Raw genomic sequence first — 21,526 nt, forward strand, 5'->3', positions numbered from 1 at the left:
TAACAAAGGCGTTATTAATAAAGGTAATAAAAATTGGTTGACAATTAAATCACAATGAATAAAGAAATTTATAGTCACATATCCTTCTTCGAGAACACTCTTACCGACCAGAGCAATGGAACAATCATCCAAATGATCAACAAAATAAAGGAGTATGCGATTCCAGCTCCGGAGCCAAAGAATTTCTGATACAAGGCACCGGTATAACCCATCAATGCTGAAGTATCGAGTTTCAATAATACAAGTACTCGTCCGAGGTCGATAGGATTTAAAGCTGTGAGTGCCAAAACAGGTTTTTCAAGCGGGTAATCACTGAATGAGGACAGAATCCAGAGTACAATTCCATCGTAGAGAACTGAAAAATAAAACCACATCAGCAAAGCAGTTCCGATACCACGGGCTTTGTCGGTACTTCTCACCGAAGCAAGGAATGCAAGCGCGGTGAAAATAAATGTAAGCAAGACCCCGACAATCAGAAGATAAAGCGATGTTTCGTTGATGTCCCACATGAGGATGGGCACACCCAAACCAATGATCAGGGCCGTGGCAAGTGAACAACTCAATCCGAGGTATTCTCCAAGTAGAATTCTTCTTCTCCGAATGGGCTGAGCCATCAGCAATTCAATAAATTCTCTCGAATTGTAATAATGAATCGTTCCGAAAACAATGCTCATCAAGGGAACAACCAGGAGAATGATGTGCAATAAACTCACTGTCGTTTTGGAATCACCGGAGCCGAGGTAATACAAACCGCTGCAGAGCGCGAAAAGCAGGATCGTGTATACGAGCACCATTTTACTTCGCAGCACATCGTAAATAACATATTTCAGAACTTTACGCATATACCTCCCCTTCCATTCGTTTTGCCAGCGCTTTTCCGAGTTTACTTTCACCTGTTCCTTCCAGCAATTCAGAAATGGTGAGATTGAACTTAACAACACCATCCACCAGGAAAACCACACGATCCGCGAGTTCTTCCACTTCACTCATGTTGTGAGAAGTTACCAGTGTTAATGATCCTTGTTTTTTCTGTTTCAGAATTTTGTTTTTCAGATGTTCGGAAGCAACGGGATCCAGTCCTGCCGTAGGTTCGTCGAGGATATAGAGTTTGGGCTGAAACATAAACGCGAGCGCAGCGCTTACCTTTTGTCTTGTTCCTCCCGACAATGTTCCCATACGTTTCTCCATCATCCCCTGCAATCCGAAATCCGCGATGAGTTCTTCATCGAGGGATTTTACTGAGGAACGCAAATCTTTCATCATTTCAAAAACCTGGCGGATTTTCATTTGTTCAGGATACCGCCCGATCTGTGGCATATAACCTATTTGTGAACGGTATTCCCAGCCTTGAAGAATATTTTGTCCGTCTAAAGTAAGAGTACCACCATCGGGAACAACGAGTCCGAGTATAGATTTGATGAGTGTTGTTTTGCCTGAACCATTCGGACCGATCAAAGCGACCACTTCTCCGGCAGGGAAATCAAGACTGACATTTTTTAGCACCGCCAGCTTGCCAAATGATTTTACCAGATTTTCAATATGTATCATTGATCAGGGGTTTCATGAGTGGAAATTCGTCTTTAAAAGCCTCAGGAGTAATCGTAGGAACTACTTTTTCCGCCTGATCCATGAGGTCGATAAAGAAGCTGTGCAATAACATCAGTGTGAACGGTGATTCCTCCGTAATTTTTGAATACAAACTAACAGGATGATAAGGAATATCTCCAACCTGATCGTGATTCAGATCGTAACCACGGTACTGATCCCAGTAATTTCTGTAAAAGACATTCATGCTTCGAATCGCGTTTGTCGCGACTTCAAATGTATTTCCTTTAAAATTATTGAATCGTACGGAATCATCAAAGCAATCGCCAAGTATGCGTAAACCCCAGCCATTGCGAATAAAATCATTGTTCTCCACCACGGTTTGATTGGAGCCTTCCATGTACAGGCCGGTTGTATTCATGGAAAATGTATTGTTGTTGATCCGGCTATAGCTGATTTCTTTGAGGAGAAGTCCGTATGCCGCACTTCCCCAGTTGTGTTCAAAACGATTGTGATCCATGGTGACGCGACGTGTGTACATCACTGCCACTCCGGAACCGTTGTTGCGAAAGATATTAAAACGATAGGAGTCATCATCGGAAAACATAAAATGCAAACCATAACGCAGATTTAGTTCGCTCAGATTGCTGATGATGGCGCTGTGTTTTACGAATTCAAAATAAATGCCATCCCTGTGGCCGCTTACATGATTACCAATTAAAAGATTGTATTCACTTTTCCAGAGATGAATTCCGTTACCTGAACTGGTTTCTGTTTTTGCCAGTCCTTCAACACGATTGTGCAAAATTTTACAATGGCGTGAATTGGCGAGATAGATTCCAAAATAATTGTCATAGAAATAATTTCCTTCTATCCTGCAGCGGGAAACATTTTCAAGCCGGATACCAGAAAGCTCATGCAAATCACTATAACCTGAGTTCCGGATGGTTAGTCCTTGAATGTACACTCCGTTTGCCCTGACAACCAGAACAGATGTTTTGTGTTCACCATCGAGAATGGATTCTTTGCTTCCTTTAATGCTTACACTTTTGGTGATGACAAGTTCGCCTTCCTTGTAGACTCCTGCATGAACATTAATTACATCGCCTTCTTTTGCAATTTGCAATGCTTCACGAATAGAATGAAAACGTCCGCCCGTGCCCACGGTAATTTCTTCTCCATAAACGGAGACACCCATGATCATAAATAACAGGACGAGAATTCTTAACACAGACTATTTTTAAAGAGAAATTATTTCACCCTCACGCGAACATCTTCCCAAGTCAGCTGCTCACCTCCAAAACGGTTGAAGTAAGCTTGTAAAGAATCTTTGCTTTCAAAAGCACTAAGAGATTCACCCATCGGACTTGGTAATTTTTCGGAATGAAGATAAGATGCGGATTGTGCTTCCACAAATGTGTTCGGACGGGAATGATCTGTTACAAGCAAACGATTGTTATAGGTATTTGAAGCATCATTTTTTTTCAGGTAACGAACCAAACATTCGATAGAATCGAATTTATAAATTTTCCCTTTCGACGAAATGAGTTCGCTGCCAAAATGGGTATCGACAATTATCATCTTACACATAGAACATGCATCTGATCCGTAGTGAATGGGTTCAGGATCTGTCTGACAGCTATTCAACATTAATAGAAGGAAAATAAAGATGTTCGCCACAATGATTCGGTTGAGCATATGAATTTATTGACGTTGCATTACGCTTTCTTTTTATTCAGGAACATTTCATAAGCAAAGACAAGAAATGAAGTTGTTCCGGCTATAATAATAACCCATCCACCAGTAGCAGGAAATGAGCATGCATTAAAATTAAGCAATTGTTTGCAACCAATAAGTGGTGGTTGATAATACATGTCAGGAATCTTTATTGCTGCACGAGGATCAAGGTTGTGACCGTAATCGTATTCCCAGCTCCAAAAGTCATAGATGCCCAATGCCGCGATGGCAAAGAAAGCAGCGAACCAAATCGCAAACAACCATTTCTTTCTCAAGATTGAAACTATCAATCCGGAAATAATTACAGCGATCACAACTGTTCGCATATAACTGAATTCGGGAAACATCTCAACACTGATTTTTTTCATTCCGATATAATGATTCAATCCACTAATTGTTTCTACGTCGCCGCTTAACTGATTCAGCCAGATCTGTAAAGTTAAACCTTCCGGATATTGGGGAGCTTCAAGATCGACTGTCCAAAGCGGAACAAAAAGACTGAAAACCATAGCCAGACACGCTACAACAATCAGGACGGAAGATAATTTTTTCATAATTGGGTTATTGATTTACAATCCTTGTTAAAGGTAGATATTGTGTTTTTATTTCAGAATGATGGGTATCAGAACAAGACTTGACAGCTATCAAGATAAAAGATGCGAAAAAGTATCTTATACATGCGAATTCACATTGAAAATTCAGCTATGTAAGGTCTATAAAAAGCGAAAGGGGAGATATAAATACCTCCCCTTTTCACTCTCTCTCCTATTATTTACCTGTCGAAAAACTAAGCGCCACATTCGAGTTGGCAGGTGAAACTCGCATGTATCCTTGCATTTCCTGGTGAAGCGCGGAACAGAAATCCGTACAATAGAACGGGTAGATGTCCGCTTCTTTTGGAGTAAACTTCAAAGTTTGTGTCTCCCCAGGCATGATTAACAATTCAGAACTTGTGGACCCTTTGATCGCGAAGCCGTGAGGAGTATCCCAATCCTGTTCAAGGTTGGTCACGTGGAAGTACACCACATCACCGACTTTAACACCTTCGATATTATCAGGAACAAAGTGAGATCTTACAGAAGTCATGTATACATGCACCTCATTTCCTTTGCGTTCAACCCTTGCATCTTTTTCGTTAATACACGCATAAGGGTGTTTGTTCTCTTCCAGTTTGAATACTTTAACCTGGTGATTCATTATCAAATCAGCTGTAATTCCCTGTGCATAGTGTGGTTCACCAACTGTTGGGAAGTCGTAGAGCATACGCATTTTCTCACCGGTGATATCGATCAATTGTGCACTTTGGTTCAATTCAGGACCTGTAAGCAGGTAACGGTCTTTGGTGGTTTTGTTCATGGCTAACAAATATTCGGGCCATGGGCTTTTTGAGTCGCCACCGGGAATTGACAAGTGACCGATGGAATAGTAAGTAGGAATACGATCCACTACTTCCCATGTTCCCAGTTTCCATTTCACAACTTCTGAAGAAACGAAGAAGGAAGTATATGCAAAGCCTTTACCGTCAAATTCAGTGTGCAGCGGGCCAAGACCTGGTTTTTGAACTTCACCTGCCATGACACTTTCGTATTTCAGGATTGGAATTCCATCAACATCACCGATAAAATCTTTGGCTTCGATCGCTTTTTGGATTTTTGAAAATCCGAAAACAGGAATAACTGTAGCGAGTTTACCACCACCAACAATGTATTCACCGGATGGATCAACGTCGGCGCCATGTGGAGATTTCGGACAAGGCATCAGGTAGACAAGGCCCGGGCAATCTTTCGGATCCAGCATTTTCACACCTTCCATAACCTGGGAAGTTGTCATGTGGGATTTCTCATCCAGTTTATTGTGATAATATTTGCATGGAAAATCTTTCGCTTTGCCAGCTGCAATGTATTCTTCAGCTTTTTTCCAGTTCAAGGCAACCATGAAGTCTTTGTCATTCTGACTTGCATTCGCTTCTAACAAAGTATGTGCTTGTTCAGTATTGTAGCAGGAGAAAAAGAACCAGCCGGATGAGGGACCTTTACCGCAATGGGACAAATCGTAGTCGAAGCCAGGCATAAGAATCTGGAATCCGATTCCCATGTTTCCGGTTTCTTTATCCACTTTTACAAAAGTGATTGTTCCTTTAAAATTCTCTTTGTAGGAATTGATAGGAACATCTTTATTGCCGGTAATTGGCACACTAAAACGTGTTGCGCCAACAACGTATTCTGTATTTTCAGTAGTAAATGGTGAAGCGTGACAACCGCCGCTGTTCGGGATCTCGATGATTTCCTCTGTACGGAAGGTCGACAAATTGATCCTTGCAATACGTGGAGTATTGTTTGAATTGATGAACAACCATTTTCCATCCGGCTTTCCATCGGTCATAGAAAGTTCAGGGTGGTGTGAATCGTCCCATGGAATATAACCATGCGTAGAGTTCAGCATTTCTTTCGATTCTTCTGTAAAGCCATAACCATTCTCCGCATTGAGAGCGAATACAGGTATAACTTTCAAGAGTCGGCAGGAAGGCAATCCGTAAACGCTAACCTGACCGCTAAATCCACCGGAAAGGAACTCGTAATATTTGTCGAGTTTACCCGGTGCCACATAGACTTTGGCAGGTGCATCACCTACATTTACCTGCTTTTTTTCCTGTTTACCTCCGCAACCGGCAAGGACACCAATGGCCAAGGCAGCTGAAAGAATAAACAACATTTTAAATGATTGTTTCATAATAAATCCTCCTGGTTTTTATGTTAATGTTTCATTTAGTTGGAAGCGCCATCCATTTTGCGGAAGTATTCATAAATACTTCTGGCATCAGCTTCAGTGACATTTTGATTGGTCATTTGAGTGAGATGGGTTGCGAGTAATTCTTTGGCTGTTGGATCCTTCTGAGTCATTTCAGCCGGATTCAACATCATGTTCATGATCCACTCTGGTTTACGGCGCTTTGTAACACCCAGGAGTCCGGGACCGACATATTTCTCAGCTGCGAATTTGTGACAGGCGGTACATTTCGCTTCGAAAAGCTTCTGACCACTTTCAGCCATCGCTACGTCAATAGTTGCCGGAATTTCCACTGATTTAACAGGACCGATTCCTTTACCGTCATCTTTCATTTCTTCGGCATCTTTCATCATGTTGCCGCCGCCGCTATTTGCATCGGTAGATTCATTGGTATTGGAAGAACAACCCTGAAAGGTGGTAATAATGAACAGCACCGGGAGAGCTGCAATGGACATTTTCAGGGTTTTAATAGAGAGAGAGAGCACTGTTTTTTTCATGGTCTAATTGTTTTTATTTATGCCTCAAATGTATTGAGAAGTAGAGAATTCGCTACATGATCAAACTCAGAGGACTTTGTGAGATTCATCAATGAAGAAACTAAGTTTTCATACTATTTTCAGTATGGAAAACGCAAGAATAGCCCCAAATCAGAACCGGGTACTGGACGCCAGAAAAAAGTTAGTTTTTAGTGTTTTTTAGCCTTTTTCACGCATAGTGTTAATAACCTTCAATTTATTAACCAATGAAAACAGTGTTATATTTATTTATACTTTTTCACATCTTTTAAAACAAGGTTTCAAACAGGAGGAAATTATTTTCTACTCCTCAATTTGATCGTTTATGGCGCAAATCAATTTCTTAAATATTGGCATCTTTCTTTTACTGTTCAGTTTGAGTTATTCAATTTTCCAAATAACCCGGAAGTATATTCTGAATAAAAAACAAACTGAAAAAACCAGGGATCATGAAGACTTACAATATGTCGATTTTTACAATCATGCGCCTTGCGGATATCATTCAATAGATATGAATGGTTATTTTGTTTCTATTAATCAAACGGAGTTGGGCTGGCTGGGCTACCAGCGTGAAGAATTGATAGGCCGAAAAAAATTTTCGGACATATTGGCTCCGGAATACAAAGGTATTTTTGAAAGTAAATTCCCTGATTTCCTGAGCAACAAAGCTATATCGAATCTGGAATTTGAATTGCTCAGAAAAGACGGAAGTAATTTCATGGTTCGATTGGATGCGACGGCTGTGACAAATGAGAACGGTGAATTCCTGTACAGTCGTTCCATATTGTTGGACATTACAGACAGCAAAAGAAATGATAGCCGGCTGGAATACCTGACCAGCATTATTCAACAATCCAGTGACGCGATATTTTCTGCTGATGCCAATATGGTTATCAAAAGCTGGAATAAGGGTGCAGAAAACATGTATGGTTATGCCGCGGCTGAGGTGATTGATAAAACCGGAACAGAATTCATGCAAGCTATTTTGAATCGTGAAAAGATTGACGCGATTGTTCAACAGGTTTGCGAAAATGGTCATTGGCAAGGTGAATTATCCCAAAGAAGAAAAGACGGAACTTATATCGATGTATTGAGCTCCCTTACCCCTATTCGTCAGCCCAATGGCGTATTGTCGGGATATGTATCCATCAACCAGGATATTACTTCACAAAAGTTATACGAAACACAACTAAAACAATTCAACAAAGAATTATCCCTGAAGGTTCTCGAAAAGACTGACAATATCAAGCAAACACTTGAACGAATGACCGATGGGTTCATTGCCTTTGATACAGAATGGAGGTTTTCAATGCTGAACAAGCAGGCAGAGGAAATGCTGGGCATCAAGTCCGTTGATCTGATCGGAAAAATAATCTGGGATGTTTTTCCGGGTGTTGAAAATCATCCTTTGTTCAAAGCGGATATTCTGGCTATGGAAACCCAGAAAAATATTGAAGTAGAAGAATATTTCGCACCGCTCGAAAAATGGTTTTACAAAAGCATTTATCCTTCACCGGATGGTGTTACAATCATCATGAAAGACCGGACGGATGTGCGGAACGCGGAAATACGAAGGGCTTATTCGGAACATAAGTACAAACTTTTATTTGAAAACAATCCGCTCCCGATGTGGATGGTCGTTTGGCCTAGCACAAAAATACTTGACGTTAATGAATCAGCGATAAAGAAGTATGGTTATTCAAGAGAGGAATTTCTTCAATTCGGAACCATCGACTTATTGACACCTGAAGACAGGGACAGGTTATTGAAATGCGTTGATAAACCAATTGCTGATGTGAAAAATCCGGGAGTTTGGAAACATTGCAAGAAAGACGGATCTCTGATTGATGTAGAAATTATCACGCATGAAATTCATCTAGACAATCAGGTTGCTCTTCTGGTACTTGCCAATGATGTTACTGAAAAAGTGATTGCGGAAGAAGCACTTTTACATTCCAACAACCAACTACGGAAATTGTCAGCCCATCTTGAAAAAATCAGGGAAGAAGAGAGAACTTTCATCGCCAGAGAAATTCACGATGAACTGGGACAACAACTAACCGGTTTAAAGATGGATATCTCCTGGCTGACAAAAAAAATGCAACCTGTTGATCCATCTTTGAAATCGAAAGCCAACGAAGTAATGCATCTGATTGATGAAACAGTGAGAACCGTCAGAAGGATCGCGACAGAACTCCGGCCCGGAATCCTGGATGATCTCGGATTGATTGCCGCTTTGCAGTGGCAAAGTCAGGAATTCAGTAAACGTACCGGAATACAATGTAATTTCAGTACAGAATTAGTTGATCAAAAATACAATCAGGATCTTGCCACCGGTATATTCCGTATCTTTCAGGAATCGCTGACAAATGTTGCCAGACACGCTTCCGCGGCCAAAGTGCTATCCTCTCTTTCTCTTGAAGAGAGCTCACTGGTTCTCGTGATCAAAGATGATGGCATCGGTTTTAAGGATACTGAACGACAACAACTGCCTAACCTTGGCCTGATTGGTATGCGTGAACGGGCTACATCGCTGAAGGGTCACCTGACAATATCCAGCGAACCGGGTATAGGAACCACAGTCAAATTGACTACACCATTTGACATTGATTAAATCTATCAAGCATCTTAATATGATAAAAATACTTCTCGCAGATGATCATAGTATTGTTCGTAAGGGCTTAAAACAAATTTTACAGGAAGAATTTCCGGAGGCGAATTTCGAAGAAGCAGCAGACGGACTGGAATTGCTGAGGAAGGCCAGAACTTTTAACGCGGACATCATCATCAGCGATCTGTCCATGCCGGGCAGAAGCGGAATGGATACGCTGAAACAATTAAAATCCGAATTGCCTGCAACACCTGTAATCATTCTGAGTATACATCCCGAAGATCAATATGCCATTCGCGTGTTGAAAGCCGGAGCACAAGGATATATTACAAAGGAGGCCGCTCCGGAGGAACTTGTACAGGCAGTACGACAGGTTTTGAAAGGCAGAAGGTACATCACACATTCACTCGCTGAAAAACTTGCCGAGGCGATTGGAGGCCATGTACAGGAGTATGAAATGCCGCATCAATCACTCTCCGACCGGGAGTTTTACGTTCTTAAAATGATTTCTTCAGGTAAAACAGTTTCTGAAATCGCGGAATCGCTTTCTCTCAGCGTGAATACCATCAGTACTTATCGCGCCAGGATTCTGGAAAAAATGAACATGCGTACCAATGCTGAGTTGACGCATTACGCTATTTCCAACAACATTATTTCCACATGATCAATTTCATTGCTTCTACCCCCAGGGGTTAGAATGCAAATTTTGTAGTATTGAATGTGACAGTGGATTGGAATATCCTTTGACAGCTTTATGCCATCTTACCCTATGCATTCGGGGTAACTTTTTTGCTTTTTTGTTGCTATAAAACTATATGTTAAAGAGCCCCCTAAAAGTTCTGGTCGCTGAAGGTTCCTCTGATTTGGCACTGCGTGTCCGGGAACTTTTATCTGAACTCGATTTCGTTACCTCAATAGGGTATGCTAAGAATGGCCACGAAGCCTTGGCGCTGGCAGAATTCATGAACCCGGATTTTATCCTGCTCGATATCAAAATGCCAGGCATGAATGACCTCGATGTGCTTGAAAAACTTCGTCTTCAAAAGCATGAAGTAAAAATTATTCTTCTTACGACTCATCCGGATGAATACCTCAGACAAAAATGTCTTGAGTTGGGAGCTGATTATTACCTGGACAAAATGCTTGAATTCGACCAAATCGCAGATATTCTAAGATATCAACCGCGACAATCAGCTGCCTCCTAATATTCATTTTATGAGCTTCAACAGTCCGTACAATCAAATCGTGATCATTGATGATACCGATGTTGACCTGTTCATTTCAAAAAAAATAATTGAAGCGGCGAAATTCGCGAACACTGTTTTAACATACAAAACCGGCAAAGATGCATTGCAGGAATTAGAGAGCAGGACTAAACAACAAATTGACTGGCCGGAACTTTTTTTTATAGATATTCGGATGCCTGAGATGGACGGATTTGAATTCATCGAAAAAATTGAAGCATTGGTTCCGAAAAGTAATCCGCCAAAGTTCATATTGTATTCTACAGAAATTACCGACGAGATCCGGCAATCAGCCGGCAAAAATAAATTAATCCATAAGGTACTTCGGAAACCTTTTACCGTTGAAGATCTCCGCGGCTTGGCATCCTGATCTCTTTTCGATTCATATCAACTGGAAAAACAACATCCGTTTTACCGGCTATTGCTAAAAAACTCCCCATCTAAGCTTCTGAATTTTACCAAAGCAAAAATCCCCATCAATCCGATCAGGGGTGTTCGTAATACGGGATATCAGGGTTCGATACAGCCTCTTTTTGTTGCCAATAAGCCAAAGTCACCACTTGTCCTTGCGACGTCCTTAAAAGCCTCCCAAATACGGCATTTGTGGGATTAAACCTGACGTCTGTTACTCCTATGGTAAAGGTTTCAGGACCTGCACTGACCGGCTTATCAGGATCAGGAGCCGGAGCCCCTTTTGGAGGCGGACTTTTAACAACGACAACCTGGTAACCGTTGTATTCAAGCAATGGCTTCAAAAAATCAACCCTTGACTGAGCGGCATTCTTTTCAACGATGGAACATTTCACACCGTCAAGATCCTCAAATAAATGGTTTTGGTTAATGGCCATTTTAAAACAAATTACATTATTGCATTCAAATTTTTCCGAGAGTCTCTTAGATCAGAGACCATTGCTCAGAGAAAGTATATACTCGTACAATCCTGTCGTGAAACCGGTAATCAGTATCCCTGCGACACAAATAATCAATGCAGCTTTGTAACTCCAGTCTCCCTGCACAAGACGAACGGGATTTTCATTGGTATCCATAAATATCGCCCGGATTACCCTGAGGTAATAATAGAGCGAAATGATCATGTTCAACGCGGCAATGGTAATCAGCAAATAGTTTCCTTTCGCAGCACCCGCAGTAAGTAAGAATATTTTTCCGAAAAATCCCGCTGTTGGCGGTATACCTGCCAATGAAAAGAGTGACAAAGCCAAAACCCAGCTAAGCATCGGATTGGTTTTGTACAATCCTTTGAAATCATCTACAGATTCTCTTCCTGTTTCAGAAGAGATCAGAGAAATTACTCCGAATGCTCCAAGGTTGGAGAAGATATAAATCAGAATAAAATAAATGGACGAAGCCATCCCTGCATCTGAACTTCCTGATATCCCAATGAGAATATAACCGATCTGGGCTATTGAACTAAAAGCCAGAAATCGTTTCATGTTGTTTTGTCTCAGCGCGAAAAGATTTCCCACCACCATGGTAATGATCGACAACACCACCAGTGCATCGTACCAGATTGTAGACATTCCTCTGAAAGTTGAATACATCACCGACACGAAAACAAATACCATGGACCCTTTGGAGATAACAGAAAGGTAAGATGTCACACTCACCGGTGCGCCTTCATATACATCCGCGGTCCACAAATGGAAAGGAACAACAGATAATTTAAAAGCGAAACCGGAAAAGATCATGAGGAATGAAAGAATCTGCAAAGGATTTCCGTCAAAATAATAGGTGATGGATTGAAGAGAAAATGAACCTGTCAGTCCATAAAACAGGGAGATACCAAACAATAAAATGCCCGAAGAAAAAGCGGATGACATGATCATCTTCATCGCCGCCTCACTGCTGTTAGGTTTTTCAAGATCGAAATTACAAAGAGCAGCAAGAGGAATGGTAGACAGTTCCAATCCAAGATAAAACATCAGCAGGTTACCACTTGAAAGCATGAAAAACATACCAATCAAAGTGGAGACAATCAACATGTAGAATTCGGGAAGATGTTTGTGATTCTTAAGCCAGCCGGAAGATTGAAGACAAATAATCAGCAGTCCGAAACTGAGGATATTTTTTTCAAATGCAAGGAGCGCGGAGTTTCTGAACATACCGCCGAACAATTCACCGTTGGCATTCATCATCCAACCCCAGGCAAAATTGAGGAGCAAAAGTACATTCATCACATTGATAAGGGATGAATTCACGATTGGTTTACTCCTGATTTTTAAGACCAGCAGAAAAACCAGAATGAGCACAAGACTCAATTCATGTTTCATCAACAACAAGAAATCTGTCATTCCATTCATTTTAAAAGAGCAATTCTGCTCAATTGATTAAAGATGGCATCAGCACCCGGGGATACCAGGTCGTTGAGCCAAAACGGCATTATTCCAATCGCGACAATTCCTGCAATTAATACAACAGCCGCTAGTTTTTCATTCCAATGTGCATCCGTCAGATTAGAGAAACCTGCATTTTTTACCGGACCCATTACCGATTGACCTGTAGCTCTCAGAATGTATACAGCAGTCACCACGATAGACATACAAGCCAGGATGGTGGCTATGTGATAAAACGTTCCACTACGTTGCCAGGAACCAATGAACACTGTCATTTCAGCTACGAAACCACTGAATCCGGGAAGTCCCAGTGAACACAAACCGGCGATAAAAAAGACGGTGCTGATAAAGGGCATCATTTTCATTAAACCCCCAAGTTCAGCTACTGCCCGCGTATGTGTTCTTTCATACAACATTCCGATCGCGGCGAAGAAGAGTGCCGTCATCAGGCCATGTGATACCATTTGGAGCACTGCGCCGGTAATCGCTGTTTTCGTCAGCATGCCAATTCCCAACAACACAAAACCACAATGGCTTACTGAAGAATACGCGTTGATGTATTTCAAATCTGTTTGCATCATCGTTGCAAATGCGCCATAAATAATGGCAATCGCGGCGACGAGTACAATGTATCCTGAATAATAATGAGCTGCTTCCGGCATCAGGTAAGTAGCCACACGCAAACAACCGTAGCCACCAAGTTTCATACTGATTCCGGCCAGGAACATGGAAGCCGCGGTTGGCGCGGATGAGTGACCGTCAGGAACCCAGGTATGAAAAGGAAAAATAGCTGTGAACACACCGAAACCGATGAAGAGGAACGGGAAGAATATTTTCTGGATATAAAAGGGAATATGAAATGTACTGAGATGGACAATATCAAAGCTGTTTCCGGAATTAAAATACATCCCGAGCATCCCGACAAGTACCAGAGCAGAGCCTCCCATCAGCATCAATGCAAGTTTGTTCGCGCTGTACTCCTTACGTCCGCTACCCCAGATTCCAATGAGAAGATATTTGGGAATCACCGCTACTTCGAGGAAGAAGAAGAGCAGGAACAAATCCAATGAAATAAAGAATCCATAAGCTCCCGCACTGAGAATGATGAGTAAGAGAAAAAACTCTTTGGTCATTTTTTCAACTTTCCATGAAACCAATACTCCTGCAAAAACCACGAAGGAGGTCAGTAAAATCATGGCTACAGAAATTCCATCAACACCAATATGAAAATTAATATTTAGAGCGGGAAACCATGCCGAGCTGGACTCAAAAAGGAACGCAGCAGTATTGCCCAACGCACGCTCGGCAAGGTAATTTTGCAGAAGCAACAAGGATGCAAGCAATTGCAACCCCGAGCCTGCCATTGCTACTGTTCGGGATGCCTTCGCGTTACTAATTGCCAGAACTGCGGCAGTAAGTAAAGGAAGAAGCAAGAGTATCGTGAGAATCATAATTTTTTCTTAATGAATCCAAACATAAATAAAGAGCAATGCCAGTCCGATAACCCCGGTAAGGAAATAGGCTGCATAGTTCTGCACTTTCCCGGACTGCATTCCACTAATAGAGAACGAGAAAACCTGTGCAGCGGCGCCCAAAGTATTCATCACACCATCCACAATATTACGGTCAATCCATGCGGCGGGTCGGCCGATCAGGTTGAATATAATTTTCTTTGTGATAAAGAGATAAATTTCGTCGATGTAAAATTTGTTCTTAACCGTTGAAAAGAAGGAACCGAAAAGGCCCGCAACTTTATCCGGATAAGCAGATACTTTTTTATAAAAGACAAAAGCAATGAGAATTCCGGCGAGAGAAAGTCCCACCGGCAATATGCTGAATGAAATATGCATCTCAGAAGCGAGGGCCTTTCCATCCGAAGAAACAAAATTTCCAAAGGGAATCCATCCTGCAGAAATCGCCAGCAATCCTAATACACCAAGTGGAAATAACATCGATGCAGGTCCTTCACCATGATGTGCATGCCCGTGATCTTCGTAAGGTTTAGTCCAGAAGATTGAAAAATACAGACGGAACATATAGAATGCCGTAATTCCCGCAGTTACTAATGCCACCCAATATATCAGGGGATTTGAGTGGAAAGCGGCGAGGAGAATTTCTTCCTTACTGAAGAAACCTGAAAATGGAGGCACTCCGGCTATTGCAAGACAAGCGATCAGGAAGGTAATGTGTGTGACAGGCAGAAATTTCCGTAAACCTCCCATATCTTTCATCTCATTGCTGTGCACATAATGAATCACAGAACCTGCTCCGAGGAAGAGCAGCGCTTTGAACATCGCGTGAGTGAATAAATGGAACATGGAAGCTGTGTAACCAACACCTGCTTCACCACCATAATTTGACACTCCCAGAGCAAACATCATGTAACCGATCTGAGACATCGTAGAATATGCCAGCACACGTTTAATATCGGTTTGTGTACAGGCGATCAATGCGGCAACCAGAGCTGAAATTGCCCCGGTATATGCGACTACATCGAGTGCGACCGGACAAGCCAGTGAGAATACAGGGAACAATCGGGCTACCAAATACACACCAGCGACAACCATGGTAGCTGCATGGATGAGAGCGGAAACAGGTGTCGGGCCTTCCATGGCATCCGGCAACCAGACATGCAAAGGAAACATCGCGGATTTGCCGGCTCCGCCAATGAACACCAGAGTCAATCCCCAGGTAAGAGCTGAAATTCCGAGGAAGGTCGCGGAAGAAGCCGATTGAGCAAAGGGTGAACCGGGTGTAGTGAGACGTTCTGTGAGAGAAACGAAATCAAGCGTTTCTGAATAGAAGGATAATATTAGAATACCGATCAGGAATCCCAGATCTGCAAACCGTGTCACAATGAATGCCTTCTTCGCTGCAGCAACTGCTGAAGGTTTGTTGTAATAATATCCAATGAGAAGGAACGATGACACTCCGACAAGTTCCCAGAAAATATATGTTTGGAAAATATTGGTGGACAATACTAATCCAAGCATGGAGAAAGTAAACAAAGAGAGGAAAGAATAATATGTCGCATAGCGCTCCTCCCCTTTCATGTAACCCAGACTGTAGATGTGCACCATCAGGGAAACAAAAGTAACCACGACGATCATCATCACTGATATCGGATCCAGGAGAATTCCCATGTTGATGGAAAGGGTCTCACTAAATTTCAACCAGGTAAACTGTAATGGAATAACAGCGGTATACGTATCACCTGCTTTGCCGAAACTGAAAAAATAATTATAGGCGGTAAGCAGACTGATCACAGCCGAAACAGCCAGTGAAAGGGTTCCGATAATCCCTGAGAAATTCCCGATATATTTCCGGCCGAACAATCCAAGTAAAAGGAAAGAAGCAAGCGGCAATAAAGGAACAAGTACCAACAGTGAAATATTCATCGTTCTTTAATTCTTCAATTCAGGTATTCTGCAAGTGTACTATTTAATCAATCTTTCATCACCTCTGCGTCTTCCACATCGATTGATCTGTGTCTTCTGTAGAGATTGATGATAATGGCTATGGCAACAGCCGCTTCAGCAGCAGCGATCGTAATAATAAATATGCTAAAGAACACACCTTCCATTTTCCCGGGAAAGAGAAATTTGTTGAAGGCAAGGAAATTAATGTTCACACTATTCAATAATAACTCAACCGACATGAGCATGACAATCAGGTTCCTTCTTGTCAGAAAACCATATACACCAATGAAAAACAAAGATGTACTCAATACAAGTAAGTGTGTTAAACCAATCTCGTTCATTTGTCTCCCGGAGCTTTAATTGCAATCGTTATGCAACCAATCATGGCTGCCAATAATAATAAACTGACCACTTCAAAAGGAAGTGAATATCCACCTTCTCCAACGCTTAGCATTTTGGTTCCGATAGCCGCAACACTTACTTCAGTGGGCGGATCAAGTGAAGGCACAAAAGAATGCTGTAAGATTATTGTAGTTGTAAGCAGGAGGCCGCATACAACAGCTAATCCCGCGAATAATCTCCTGCTCAACCCTGGTCTGGGCATATCCAGCGAAGAAGTCTGTGTCAGGAAGATGGAGAAGATAATCAACACTACAATTCCTCCAACGTATACAATGATCTGTACTGCGGCGAGAAATTCGTATTCCATCCAGAAATACAATCCCGCTATTCCAATCAGGGAAAAAAGAAGATATACCGCTGCCCTGAATATTTTACGAGAAGTAACTGCCATGAAACCACCGCCTAAAATCAGTGCTGCCAGCAGATAAAAAACAATGATATGCGCGCTCATTACTCTACACCCTCCATTAATTTTGATCCCGGTTTGTTCAACACCTTTGTGAGGTCGGCACGATTGAAGACGCTGTGCTCAAATGTTTGTGCCATTTTAATTGCATCCGTCGGGCAGGCCTGAATGCAGAGATTACACATGGTGCATAATTCCAGGTGATAGATAAAGGTATCGATGGCTTTTTTCTTTTTGCCGTCAGGACCCACATCGAACTTCGTGATGATTTTGATTGTACCGTTCGGACAAGCCAGCTCGCAAGCGGTACATCCTGTGCATCGGTGCTCGTTCGATTGATTGTGAGTCATTACCACTTCTCCCCGGAAACGTTCAGCCAGATTCAGGGAATCCCTGTTCTCAGGATATTGCTCTGTAATGATTTCTTTATGATGAGTAAAGTAATACCCCGTCATCTTCATTCCTTTCAGAAGTGATGCGACCGAGCGATAAACTGTACTTATATATTCTTTTAAAAAACCCATGTCTTTTTATTTCAAATTCTACCTACACCTCAAATCCACACCCGCACTTCCTCACACAATAAATACTCTTCACGCTTCACTCTAAAAATGCCATCCCAAAATTCCAATCAAAGTCATCAGCAACAAATTGAACAACCCGATTGGAAGCAGATATTTCCATTCGAGATTCAACAATTGATCAATACGCAATCTTGGAAAGGTCCATCGGAACCACATGATTACAAAAATCAGGAAGAATGTTTTTCCGAAGAACCATATAGAAGATGGGATAAAATCCATGATATGATTAAATGCCGACCAACCGCCTATGTGAAAAGGCATCCAACCGCCGAGGAACAACGTTGCTCCGATGGCAGTGACGATGAAAATGTTTACATATTCCGCAAGAAAGAACAAAGCGAATTGCATACCGCTGTATTCTGTATGGAAACCTGCAGTAAGTTCTGATTCCGCCTCCGCGAGATCGAAAGGAGCACGATTGGTTTCTGCTGTTACCGCGATGATAAAAATGACAAATGAAATGAGCGCTGGAATATGTCCTTTGAAAATCCACCAGCCGGTAGCCTGACTCGCGACAATATCCGATAAGCGCAAACTACCTGTAAGAATAACGATGGAAAGGATTGCCAGTCCGGCCGACAGTTCATAACTCACAATTTGCGCGCCGCTGCGCATAGCGCCTAATAAAGAGTATTTATTATTACTTGACCATCCGGCCATAAGAATTCCAATTACAGAAATCGATGAAATGGCGGAGATATACAAGACACCAATATTCACATCCCAGATCTGCACATTTCTTGCAAACGGGATCGGAGCCATAAGGAGCATGGCTACCATCATGACAATGTATGGTGCAAGATTGAACAGAAACTTATCCGCGCCAATAGGTCTTAAACCTTCTTTTAAAATTAATTTGAGTGTGTCGGCAAGTGTCTGGAAAATTCCTTTGGGACCTACACGGTTTGGCCCGAGGCGGATCTGCATATAGGCAGAAACTTTTCTTTCCATGAATACCAAAACTAGTCCAAGGAAAGCAAACAACCCAATCATCAAAAGACCCACAATAAAAAACTCCGACAACAATGCCAGTTTTGCCGGAAGATGGCCGTACAACCAGGTTTGAATTTGACTACTTATATTTTCAAGACTAAGCATTCTAAGATTTTAAATAATTCACAATTAATCAACGATCGATATCCGGAATGACCAGATCGAGCGTTCCCATCGTAGCCACCAGGTCTCCGATCTTTCCTCCTATAGACATGTGATTCAATGCGGATAAATTGGAGAAACCGGGAGAACGGAATTTGATACGATAAGGAGTAGTAGCACCTTCACTCACGATATAGACACCCAGCTCACCACGGGCAGTTTCCACCATGGTATAAAATTCACCTTTTGGCAATTTCAAAACCGCTTTTGTTTTGGCTTGAAATTCTCCTTCAGGAATTACATCAATAAGCTGGTCGATAATGGCGATGGACTGACGCATTTCGTCCATTCTTACCAGGTAACGTGCATACGAATCACCTTCTGTACGGATGATTTCATCAAACTTAAGTTGGGCGTAGCAATCGTACGGGTACCATTTACGGATATCGCAACTAACTCCGGATGCTCTCGCGACCGGCCCGCTGCAGCCATAAGAAATCGCGTCTTCCTTAGAGATATAACCGACGCCTTTCATTCTTTCCTGGAAAATAATATTTCCGGTAACAAGTTCGTCGTATTCGGGAAGCTTTGATTTCAGTCCTGCTATAAGTGATTTTACTTTTGTCTGGAAGTTGGGATGTATGTCCGCCATCACACCACCGGGAACCATGTAGTTCATGGTAAGCCGGGCTCCACATGTTTCTTCCATGATATCGGTGATCAACTCACGTTCACGGAATGCATGAAAAAATGGTGTAATTGCACCCACATCCATGGCCATGGCACCCCACCACAAAAGATGAGAAGCGAGCCTGGTTAATTCATCCATAAGAACACGGATCACCTGAGCCCTTTGTGGAATTTCAACCTGTAGTCCCTTTTCAACAACCAATGCGCATGCATGATTGTTAATGTGTGAACTGAGATAATCCATCCGGGATGTCGTGTAAATAAACTGGCGATAGCTCAGACTTTCACACATTTTCTCAATGGACCGATGAATATATCCAAGATGAGGATCTACCTTTTTGATAGTTTCCCCATTGAGGGTGATCACAAGGTGTAAAACTCCGTGTGTCGCCGGGTGTTGTGGCCCCACATTGATCACCAGGTCTCCCTGCTCAGTCGTTCCGATTTCTTCAAGCATATATTGCAATGATCCCTTTTTTCATTCACTTAAAATTCAGGGATCTTCTAAAACAAATTCGAATTTATAGTTTAATAATATTCACAGGATCTTCGTAATCTTTTCTCAAAGGCCATCCTTCCCAATCGTCAGTAAGCAGAATTCTTCTGAGATCAGGATGATGGAGGAATTTTACTCCGAACAAATCATAGACTTCACGCTCATTCAATTCCGCGGTTCTCCAGATCTGATTCACTGATTCTATCTCCGGGTTGTTTCTGTCAAGCTTCACTTTTACAGTCAGCATGTGACGGTGTTTAAAGGAGCGAAGAAAATAAACCATACTCAGGTGTGTTTTCCAGTCGACACAGGTAAGGCAAAACAAATAATCGAATTCCCATTCATCGCGTGACCGAAGATCTTTTGCAACAGAAAGAAAAGCAGAAGGTTCAACTGAAACATTCAACCATTCTCCCGTTTCTTCAAAAACCATTTCCGGATAAACGCGGAGTAAGGACTCTTTTAATTCTTCCTTTGTCATAGTATTTGTACCCGTGAACCGAAGTTCGATGGGAATGCATTTGATTTATTTAATTACGGCTGAAATTCCGGCCGTTTATTCATTTATTTCTTTCCTACTACTTTTTGTTCATCAATAATTATTTTCTCCCGCACTCCCCCATCCTTGACTTTTGACTGCAGAGTAATCAGGGCATGCATGAGAGCTTCTGGTCTTGGAGGACAACCTGCCACATATACATCCACGGGAATTACGTGGTCTGCACCTTTTACAACAGAATAAGTATTGTAAAAGAATGGGCCTCCTGAGGTAGCACAAGCTCCCATCGCGATAACGTAACGAGGCTCCGCCATCTGATCATACAATCGTTTTAATACGGGAGCCATTTTATTGACGATAGTACCTGCGATGATAATCACATCCGCCTGTCGTGGAGTAGCACGTGCTACTTCAAAACCAAATCGCGACCAATCGTATTTCGCGGAAGCGGCGGACATCATTTCGATCGCGCAACAACTTGTTCCGAAAACCAATGGCCATAGCGAATTGGATCTTGCCCAGTTGATAACATCGTCGAGTTTGCTGACAAGAATTCCGCCACCCGGTGAGGGATGCACCGCGCCCGGAAATGGTTCCGGTTTATTTTGGTTTACATCCATTTCAAAGCTCCTTTCCTGTGCGCATAAAGAAATCCAAGGAATAGTATGAATAAGAAAATAACAATTTCAACAAGTGCCGACCAACCTATTTTTTTCACCACTACTGCCCAGGGATATAAAAACACAAGTTCAACATCAAAGATGAGGAAGAGTAAGGCGAAAAGATAATATCCAACATTAAACTGAATCCATGATTTTCCAATGGTAGGAATTCCGCATTCGTAAGCTTCACCTTTCTGAAGATTGGTGGAACGTGTTGCAAGAACACGAGATAAAAGAATCCCACCTGCGGCAAATGCAACCCCGCAAATCATCAGCAAAATCATTGATCCTGATCCCATATACCTGAATTGACTTTGTTTTCTAAGCAATCAAACCTACGGGAATGTTTGGAAAAAACAAAGGATACAGGACATCTAAAGGGTGAATCTTGTCACCAGTTGTATTCCGCTGAAAATGAAGAAGAATTAATGTTAAAAAAGTAAGTCAGGCCTCTCGCGGCTCCAACGGAGCCTGGAAAAGAGC

General features: G+C 42.1%; 23 protein-coding genes. 4 read left to right on the top strand and 19 right to left on the bottom strand.

All coding sequences use genetic code 11. From position 1 onward, the window contains the following. Nucleotides 1–74 precede the first annotated feature (74 nt). The 7 genes from IPP86_17215 to IPP86_17245 all read right to left on the bottom strand — a co-directional run bounded on the left by IPP86_17215 (nucleotide 75) and on the right by IPP86_17245 (nucleotide 6,524). Entirely contained in the window at nucleotides 75–842 is a 768-nt protein-coding gene (locus IPP86_17215) for an ABC transporter permease subunit (protein ID MBL0140239.1), read from the bottom strand. Then, nucleotides 835–1,548 (bottom strand): ABC transporter ATP-binding protein, encoded by a 714-nt coding sequence (locus IPP86_17220; GenBank protein MBL0140240.1) that lies wholly within the window; start codon nucleotides 1,546–1,548, stop codon nucleotides 835–837. Before IPP86_17220 ends, IPP86_17215 begins: the two co-directional genes overlap by 8 nt. Further along, entirely contained in the window at nucleotides 1,535–2,749 is a 1,215-nt protein-coding gene (locus IPP86_17225) for a nitrous oxide reductase family maturation protein NosD (GenBank protein MBL0140241.1), read from the bottom strand. The genes IPP86_17220 and IPP86_17225 overlap by 14 nt, the downstream gene beginning before the upstream one ends. A gap of 47 nt (nucleotides 2,750–2,796) precedes the next feature. Further along, the gene (locus IPP86_17230) at nucleotides 2,797–3,243 is read right to left on the bottom strand and encodes a nitrous oxide reductase accessory protein NosL (GenBank protein MBL0140242.1); all 447 of its coding nucleotides are present in this window, start codon (nucleotides 3,241–3,243) and stop codon (nucleotides 2,797–2,799) included. A gap of 20 nt (nucleotides 3,244–3,263) precedes the next feature. Next, the gene (locus tag IPP86_17235; protein MBL0140243.1) at nucleotides 3,264–3,836 is read right to left on the bottom strand and encodes a hypothetical protein; all 573 of its coding nucleotides are present in this window, start codon (nucleotides 3,834–3,836) and stop codon (nucleotides 3,264–3,266) included. 214 nt (nucleotides 3,837–4,050) lie between these two features. Beyond that, nucleotides 4,051–6,012, bottom strand: a complete 1,962-nt coding sequence (gene nosZ / locus IPP86_17240; protein ID MBL0140244.1) for a Sec-dependent nitrous-oxide reductase — start codon at nucleotides 6,010–6,012, stop codon at nucleotides 4,051–4,053. A 35-nt stretch (nucleotides 6,013–6,047) separates the two neighbouring features. Next, on the bottom strand, nucleotides 6,048–6,524 hold the full coding sequence (locus IPP86_17245; GenBank protein MBL0140245.1) for a cytochrome c: 477 nt from the start codon (nucleotides 6,522–6,524) through the stop codon (nucleotides 6,048–6,050). 385 nt (nucleotides 6,525–6,909) lie between these two features. Between IPP86_17245 and IPP86_17250 the strand changes: the two genes are divergently transcribed. The 4 genes from IPP86_17250 to IPP86_17265 all read left to right on the top strand — a co-directional run bounded on the left by IPP86_17250 (nucleotide 6,910) and on the right by IPP86_17265 (nucleotide 10,809). Further along, on the top strand, nucleotides 6,910–9,198 hold the full coding sequence (locus IPP86_17250) for a PAS domain S-box protein (protein ID MBL0140246.1): 2,289 nt from the start codon (nucleotides 6,910–6,912) through the stop codon (nucleotides 9,196–9,198). Between the two features lie 19 nt (nucleotides 9,199–9,217). Next, nucleotides 9,218–9,859 carry a response regulator transcription factor gene (locus IPP86_17255; protein MBL0140247.1) on the top strand — a complete coding sequence of 214 codons (642 nt, stop codon included), beginning with the start codon at nucleotides 9,218–9,220 and terminating at the stop codon, nucleotides 9,857–9,859. A gap of 151 nt (nucleotides 9,860–10,010) precedes the next feature. Next, the gene (locus tag IPP86_17260; GenBank protein ID MBL0140248.1) at nucleotides 10,011–10,400 is read left to right on the top strand and encodes a response regulator; all 390 of its coding nucleotides are present in this window, start codon (nucleotides 10,011–10,013) and stop codon (nucleotides 10,398–10,400) included. 10 nt (nucleotides 10,401–10,410) lie between these two features. Then, a complete protein-coding gene (locus IPP86_17265) occupies nucleotides 10,411–10,809 on the top strand; it encodes a response regulator (protein MBL0140249.1) in 399 nt (132 codons plus the stop codon). Nucleotides 10,810–10,924: 115 nt separating this feature from the next. Here the strand turns inward: IPP86_17265 and IPP86_17270 are convergent, their stop codons facing one another. The 12 genes from IPP86_17270 to IPP86_17325 form a co-directional block, all read right to left on the bottom strand. Then, the gene (locus IPP86_17270) at nucleotides 10,925–11,287 is read right to left on the bottom strand and encodes a hypothetical protein (protein ID MBL0140250.1); all 363 of its coding nucleotides are present in this window, start codon (nucleotides 11,285–11,287) and stop codon (nucleotides 10,925–10,927) included. A 51-nt stretch (nucleotides 11,288–11,338) separates the two neighbouring features. After that, the gene (locus IPP86_17275; GenBank protein MBL0140251.1) at nucleotides 11,339–12,748 is read right to left on the bottom strand and encodes an NADH-quinone oxidoreductase subunit N; all 1,410 of its coding nucleotides are present in this window, start codon (nucleotides 12,746–12,748) and stop codon (nucleotides 11,339–11,341) included. A gap of 5 nt (nucleotides 12,749–12,753) precedes the next feature. After that, the gene (locus IPP86_17280) at nucleotides 12,754–14,244 is read right to left on the bottom strand and encodes an NADH-quinone oxidoreductase subunit M (protein ID MBL0140252.1); all 1,491 of its coding nucleotides are present in this window, start codon (nucleotides 14,242–14,244) and stop codon (nucleotides 12,754–12,756) included. 6 nt (nucleotides 14,245–14,250) lie between these two features. Beyond that, on the bottom strand, nucleotides 14,251–16,188 hold the full coding sequence (gene nuoL, locus IPP86_17285; protein ID MBL0140253.1) for an NADH-quinone oxidoreductase subunit L: 1,938 nt from the start codon (nucleotides 16,186–16,188) through the stop codon (nucleotides 14,251–14,253). Nucleotides 16,189–16,235: 47 nt separating this feature from the next. Further along, nucleotides 16,236–16,550: an NADH-quinone oxidoreductase subunit NuoK gene (gene nuoK, locus IPP86_17290; GenBank protein MBL0140254.1), complete on the bottom strand. Its 315-nt coding sequence runs from the start codon at nucleotides 16,548–16,550 to the stop codon at nucleotides 16,236–16,238. Further along, entirely contained in the window at nucleotides 16,547–17,062 is a 516-nt protein-coding gene (locus IPP86_17295) for an NADH-quinone oxidoreductase subunit J (protein ID MBL0140255.1), read from the bottom strand. Before IPP86_17295 ends, nuoK begins: the two co-directional genes overlap by 4 nt. Then, the gene (locus IPP86_17300; GenBank protein ID MBL0140256.1) at nucleotides 17,062–17,541 is read right to left on the bottom strand and encodes a 4Fe-4S binding protein; all 480 of its coding nucleotides are present in this window, start codon (nucleotides 17,539–17,541) and stop codon (nucleotides 17,062–17,064) included. The genes IPP86_17295 and IPP86_17300 overlap by 1 nt, the downstream gene beginning before the upstream one ends. An 81-nt stretch (nucleotides 17,542–17,622) precedes the next feature. Beyond that, on the bottom strand, nucleotides 17,623–18,699 hold the full coding sequence (gene nuoH / locus IPP86_17305; GenBank protein ID MBL0140257.1) for an NADH-quinone oxidoreductase subunit NuoH: 1,077 nt from the start codon (nucleotides 18,697–18,699) through the stop codon (nucleotides 17,623–17,625). Between the two features lie 28 nt (nucleotides 18,700–18,727). Further along, on the bottom strand, nucleotides 18,728–19,843 hold the full coding sequence (locus tag IPP86_17310; protein ID MBL0140258.1) for an NADH-quinone oxidoreductase subunit D: 1,116 nt from the start codon (nucleotides 19,841–19,843) through the stop codon (nucleotides 18,728–18,730). 64 nt (nucleotides 19,844–19,907) lie between these two features. Further along, on the bottom strand, nucleotides 19,908–20,363 hold the full coding sequence (locus IPP86_17315; GenBank protein MBL0140259.1) for an NADH-quinone oxidoreductase subunit C: 456 nt from the start codon (nucleotides 20,361–20,363) through the stop codon (nucleotides 19,908–19,910). Nucleotides 20,364–20,446: 83 nt separating this feature from the next. Further along, the gene (gene nuoB, locus IPP86_17320; protein MBL0140260.1) at nucleotides 20,447–21,001 is read right to left on the bottom strand and encodes an NADH-quinone oxidoreductase subunit NuoB; all 555 of its coding nucleotides are present in this window, start codon (nucleotides 20,999–21,001) and stop codon (nucleotides 20,447–20,449) included. Then, nucleotides 20,992–21,342 (bottom strand): NADH-quinone oxidoreductase subunit A, encoded by a 351-nt coding sequence (locus tag IPP86_17325; GenBank protein MBL0140261.1) that lies wholly within the window; start codon nucleotides 21,340–21,342, stop codon nucleotides 20,992–20,994. Before IPP86_17325 ends, nuoB begins: the two co-directional genes overlap by 10 nt. Nucleotides 21,343–21,526 lie beyond the last annotated feature (184 nt).

This window comes from Bacteroidota bacterium (assembly GCA_016720935.1).
Classification (GTDB): Bacteria; Bacteroidota; Bacteroidia; order AKYH767-A; family 2013-40CM-41-45; genus JADKJP01.

What these genes read in the sequence shown, in the direction of transcription:
- IPP86_17215 (MBL0140239.1), bottom strand. Translation starts at nt 842, where the DNA reads ATGCGTAAAGTTCTGAAATATGTTATTTACGATGTGCTGCGAAGTAAA.
- IPP86_17220 (MBL0140240.1), bottom strand. Translation starts at nt 1,548, where the DNA reads ATGATACATATTGAAAATCTGGTAAAATCATTTGGCAAGCTGGCGGTG.
- IPP86_17225 (MBL0140241.1), bottom strand. Translation starts at nt 2,749, where the DNA reads ATGATCATGGGTGTCTCCGTTTATGGAGAAGAAATTACCGTGGGCACG.
- IPP86_17230 (MBL0140242.1), bottom strand. Translation starts at nt 3,243, where the DNA reads ATGCTCAACCGAATCATTGTGGCGAACATCTTTATTTTCCTTCTATTA.
- IPP86_17235 (MBL0140243.1), bottom strand. Translation starts at nt 3,836, where the DNA reads ATGAAAAAATTATCTTCCGTCCTGATTGTTGTAGCGTGTCTGGCTATG.
- nosZ (MBL0140244.1), bottom strand. Translation starts at nt 6,012, where the DNA reads ATGAAACAATCATTTAAAATGTTGTTTATTCTTTCAGCTGCCTTGGCC.
- IPP86_17245 (MBL0140245.1), bottom strand. Translation starts at nt 6,524, where the DNA reads ATGTCCATTGCAGCTCTCCCGGTGCTGTTCATTATTACCACCTTTCAG.
- IPP86_17250 (MBL0140246.1), top strand. Translation starts at nt 6,910, where the DNA reads ATGGCGCAAATCAATTTCTTAAATATTGGCATCTTTCTTTTACTGTTC.
- IPP86_17255 (MBL0140247.1), top strand. Translation starts at nt 9,218, where the DNA reads ATGATAAAAATACTTCTCGCAGATGATCATAGTATTGTTCGTAAGGGC.
- IPP86_17260 (MBL0140248.1), top strand. Translation starts at nt 10,011, where the DNA reads ATGTTAAAGAGCCCCCTAAAAGTTCTGGTCGCTGAAGGTTCCTCTGAT.
- IPP86_17265 (MBL0140249.1), top strand. Translation starts at nt 10,411, where the DNA reads ATGAGCTTCAACAGTCCGTACAATCAAATCGTGATCATTGATGATACC.
- IPP86_17270 (MBL0140250.1), bottom strand. Translation starts at nt 11,287, where the DNA reads ATGGCCATTAACCAAAACCATTTATTTGAGGATCTTGACGGTGTGAAA.
- IPP86_17275 (MBL0140251.1), bottom strand. Translation starts at nt 12,748, where the DNA reads ATGACAGATTTCTTGTTGTTGATGAAACATGAATTGAGTCTTGTGCTC.
- nuoL (MBL0140253.1), bottom strand. Translation starts at nt 16,188, where the DNA reads ATGAATATTTCACTGTTGGTACTTGTTCCTTTATTGCCGCTTGCTTCT.
- nuoK (MBL0140254.1), bottom strand. Translation starts at nt 16,550, where the DNA reads ATGAACGAGATTGGTTTAACACACTTACTTGTATTGAGTACATCTTTG.
- IPP86_17295 (MBL0140255.1), bottom strand. Translation starts at nt 17,062, where the DNA reads ATGAGCGCGCATATCATTGTTTTTTATCTGCTGGCAGCACTGATTTTA.
- IPP86_17300 (MBL0140256.1), bottom strand. Translation starts at nt 17,541, where the DNA reads ATGGGTTTTTTAAAAGAATATATAAGTACAGTTTATCGCTCGGTCGCA.
- nuoH (MBL0140257.1), bottom strand. Translation starts at nt 18,699, where the DNA reads ATGCTTAGTCTTGAAAATATAAGTAGTCAAATTCAAACCTGGTTGTAC.
- IPP86_17310 (MBL0140258.1), bottom strand. Translation starts at nt 19,843, where the DNA reads ATGCTTGAAGAAATCGGAACGACTGAGCAGGGAGACCTGGTGATCAAT.
- IPP86_17315 (MBL0140259.1), bottom strand. Translation starts at nt 20,363, where the DNA reads ATGACAAAGGAAGAATTAAAAGAGTCCTTACTCCGCGTTTATCCGGAA.
- nuoB (MBL0140260.1), bottom strand. Translation starts at nt 21,001, where the DNA reads ATGGATGTAAACCAAAATAAACCGGAACCATTTCCGGGCGCGGTGCAT.
- IPP86_17325 (MBL0140261.1), bottom strand. Translation starts at nt 21,342, where the DNA reads ATGGGATCAGGATCAATGATTTTGCTGATGATTTGCGGGGTTGCATTT.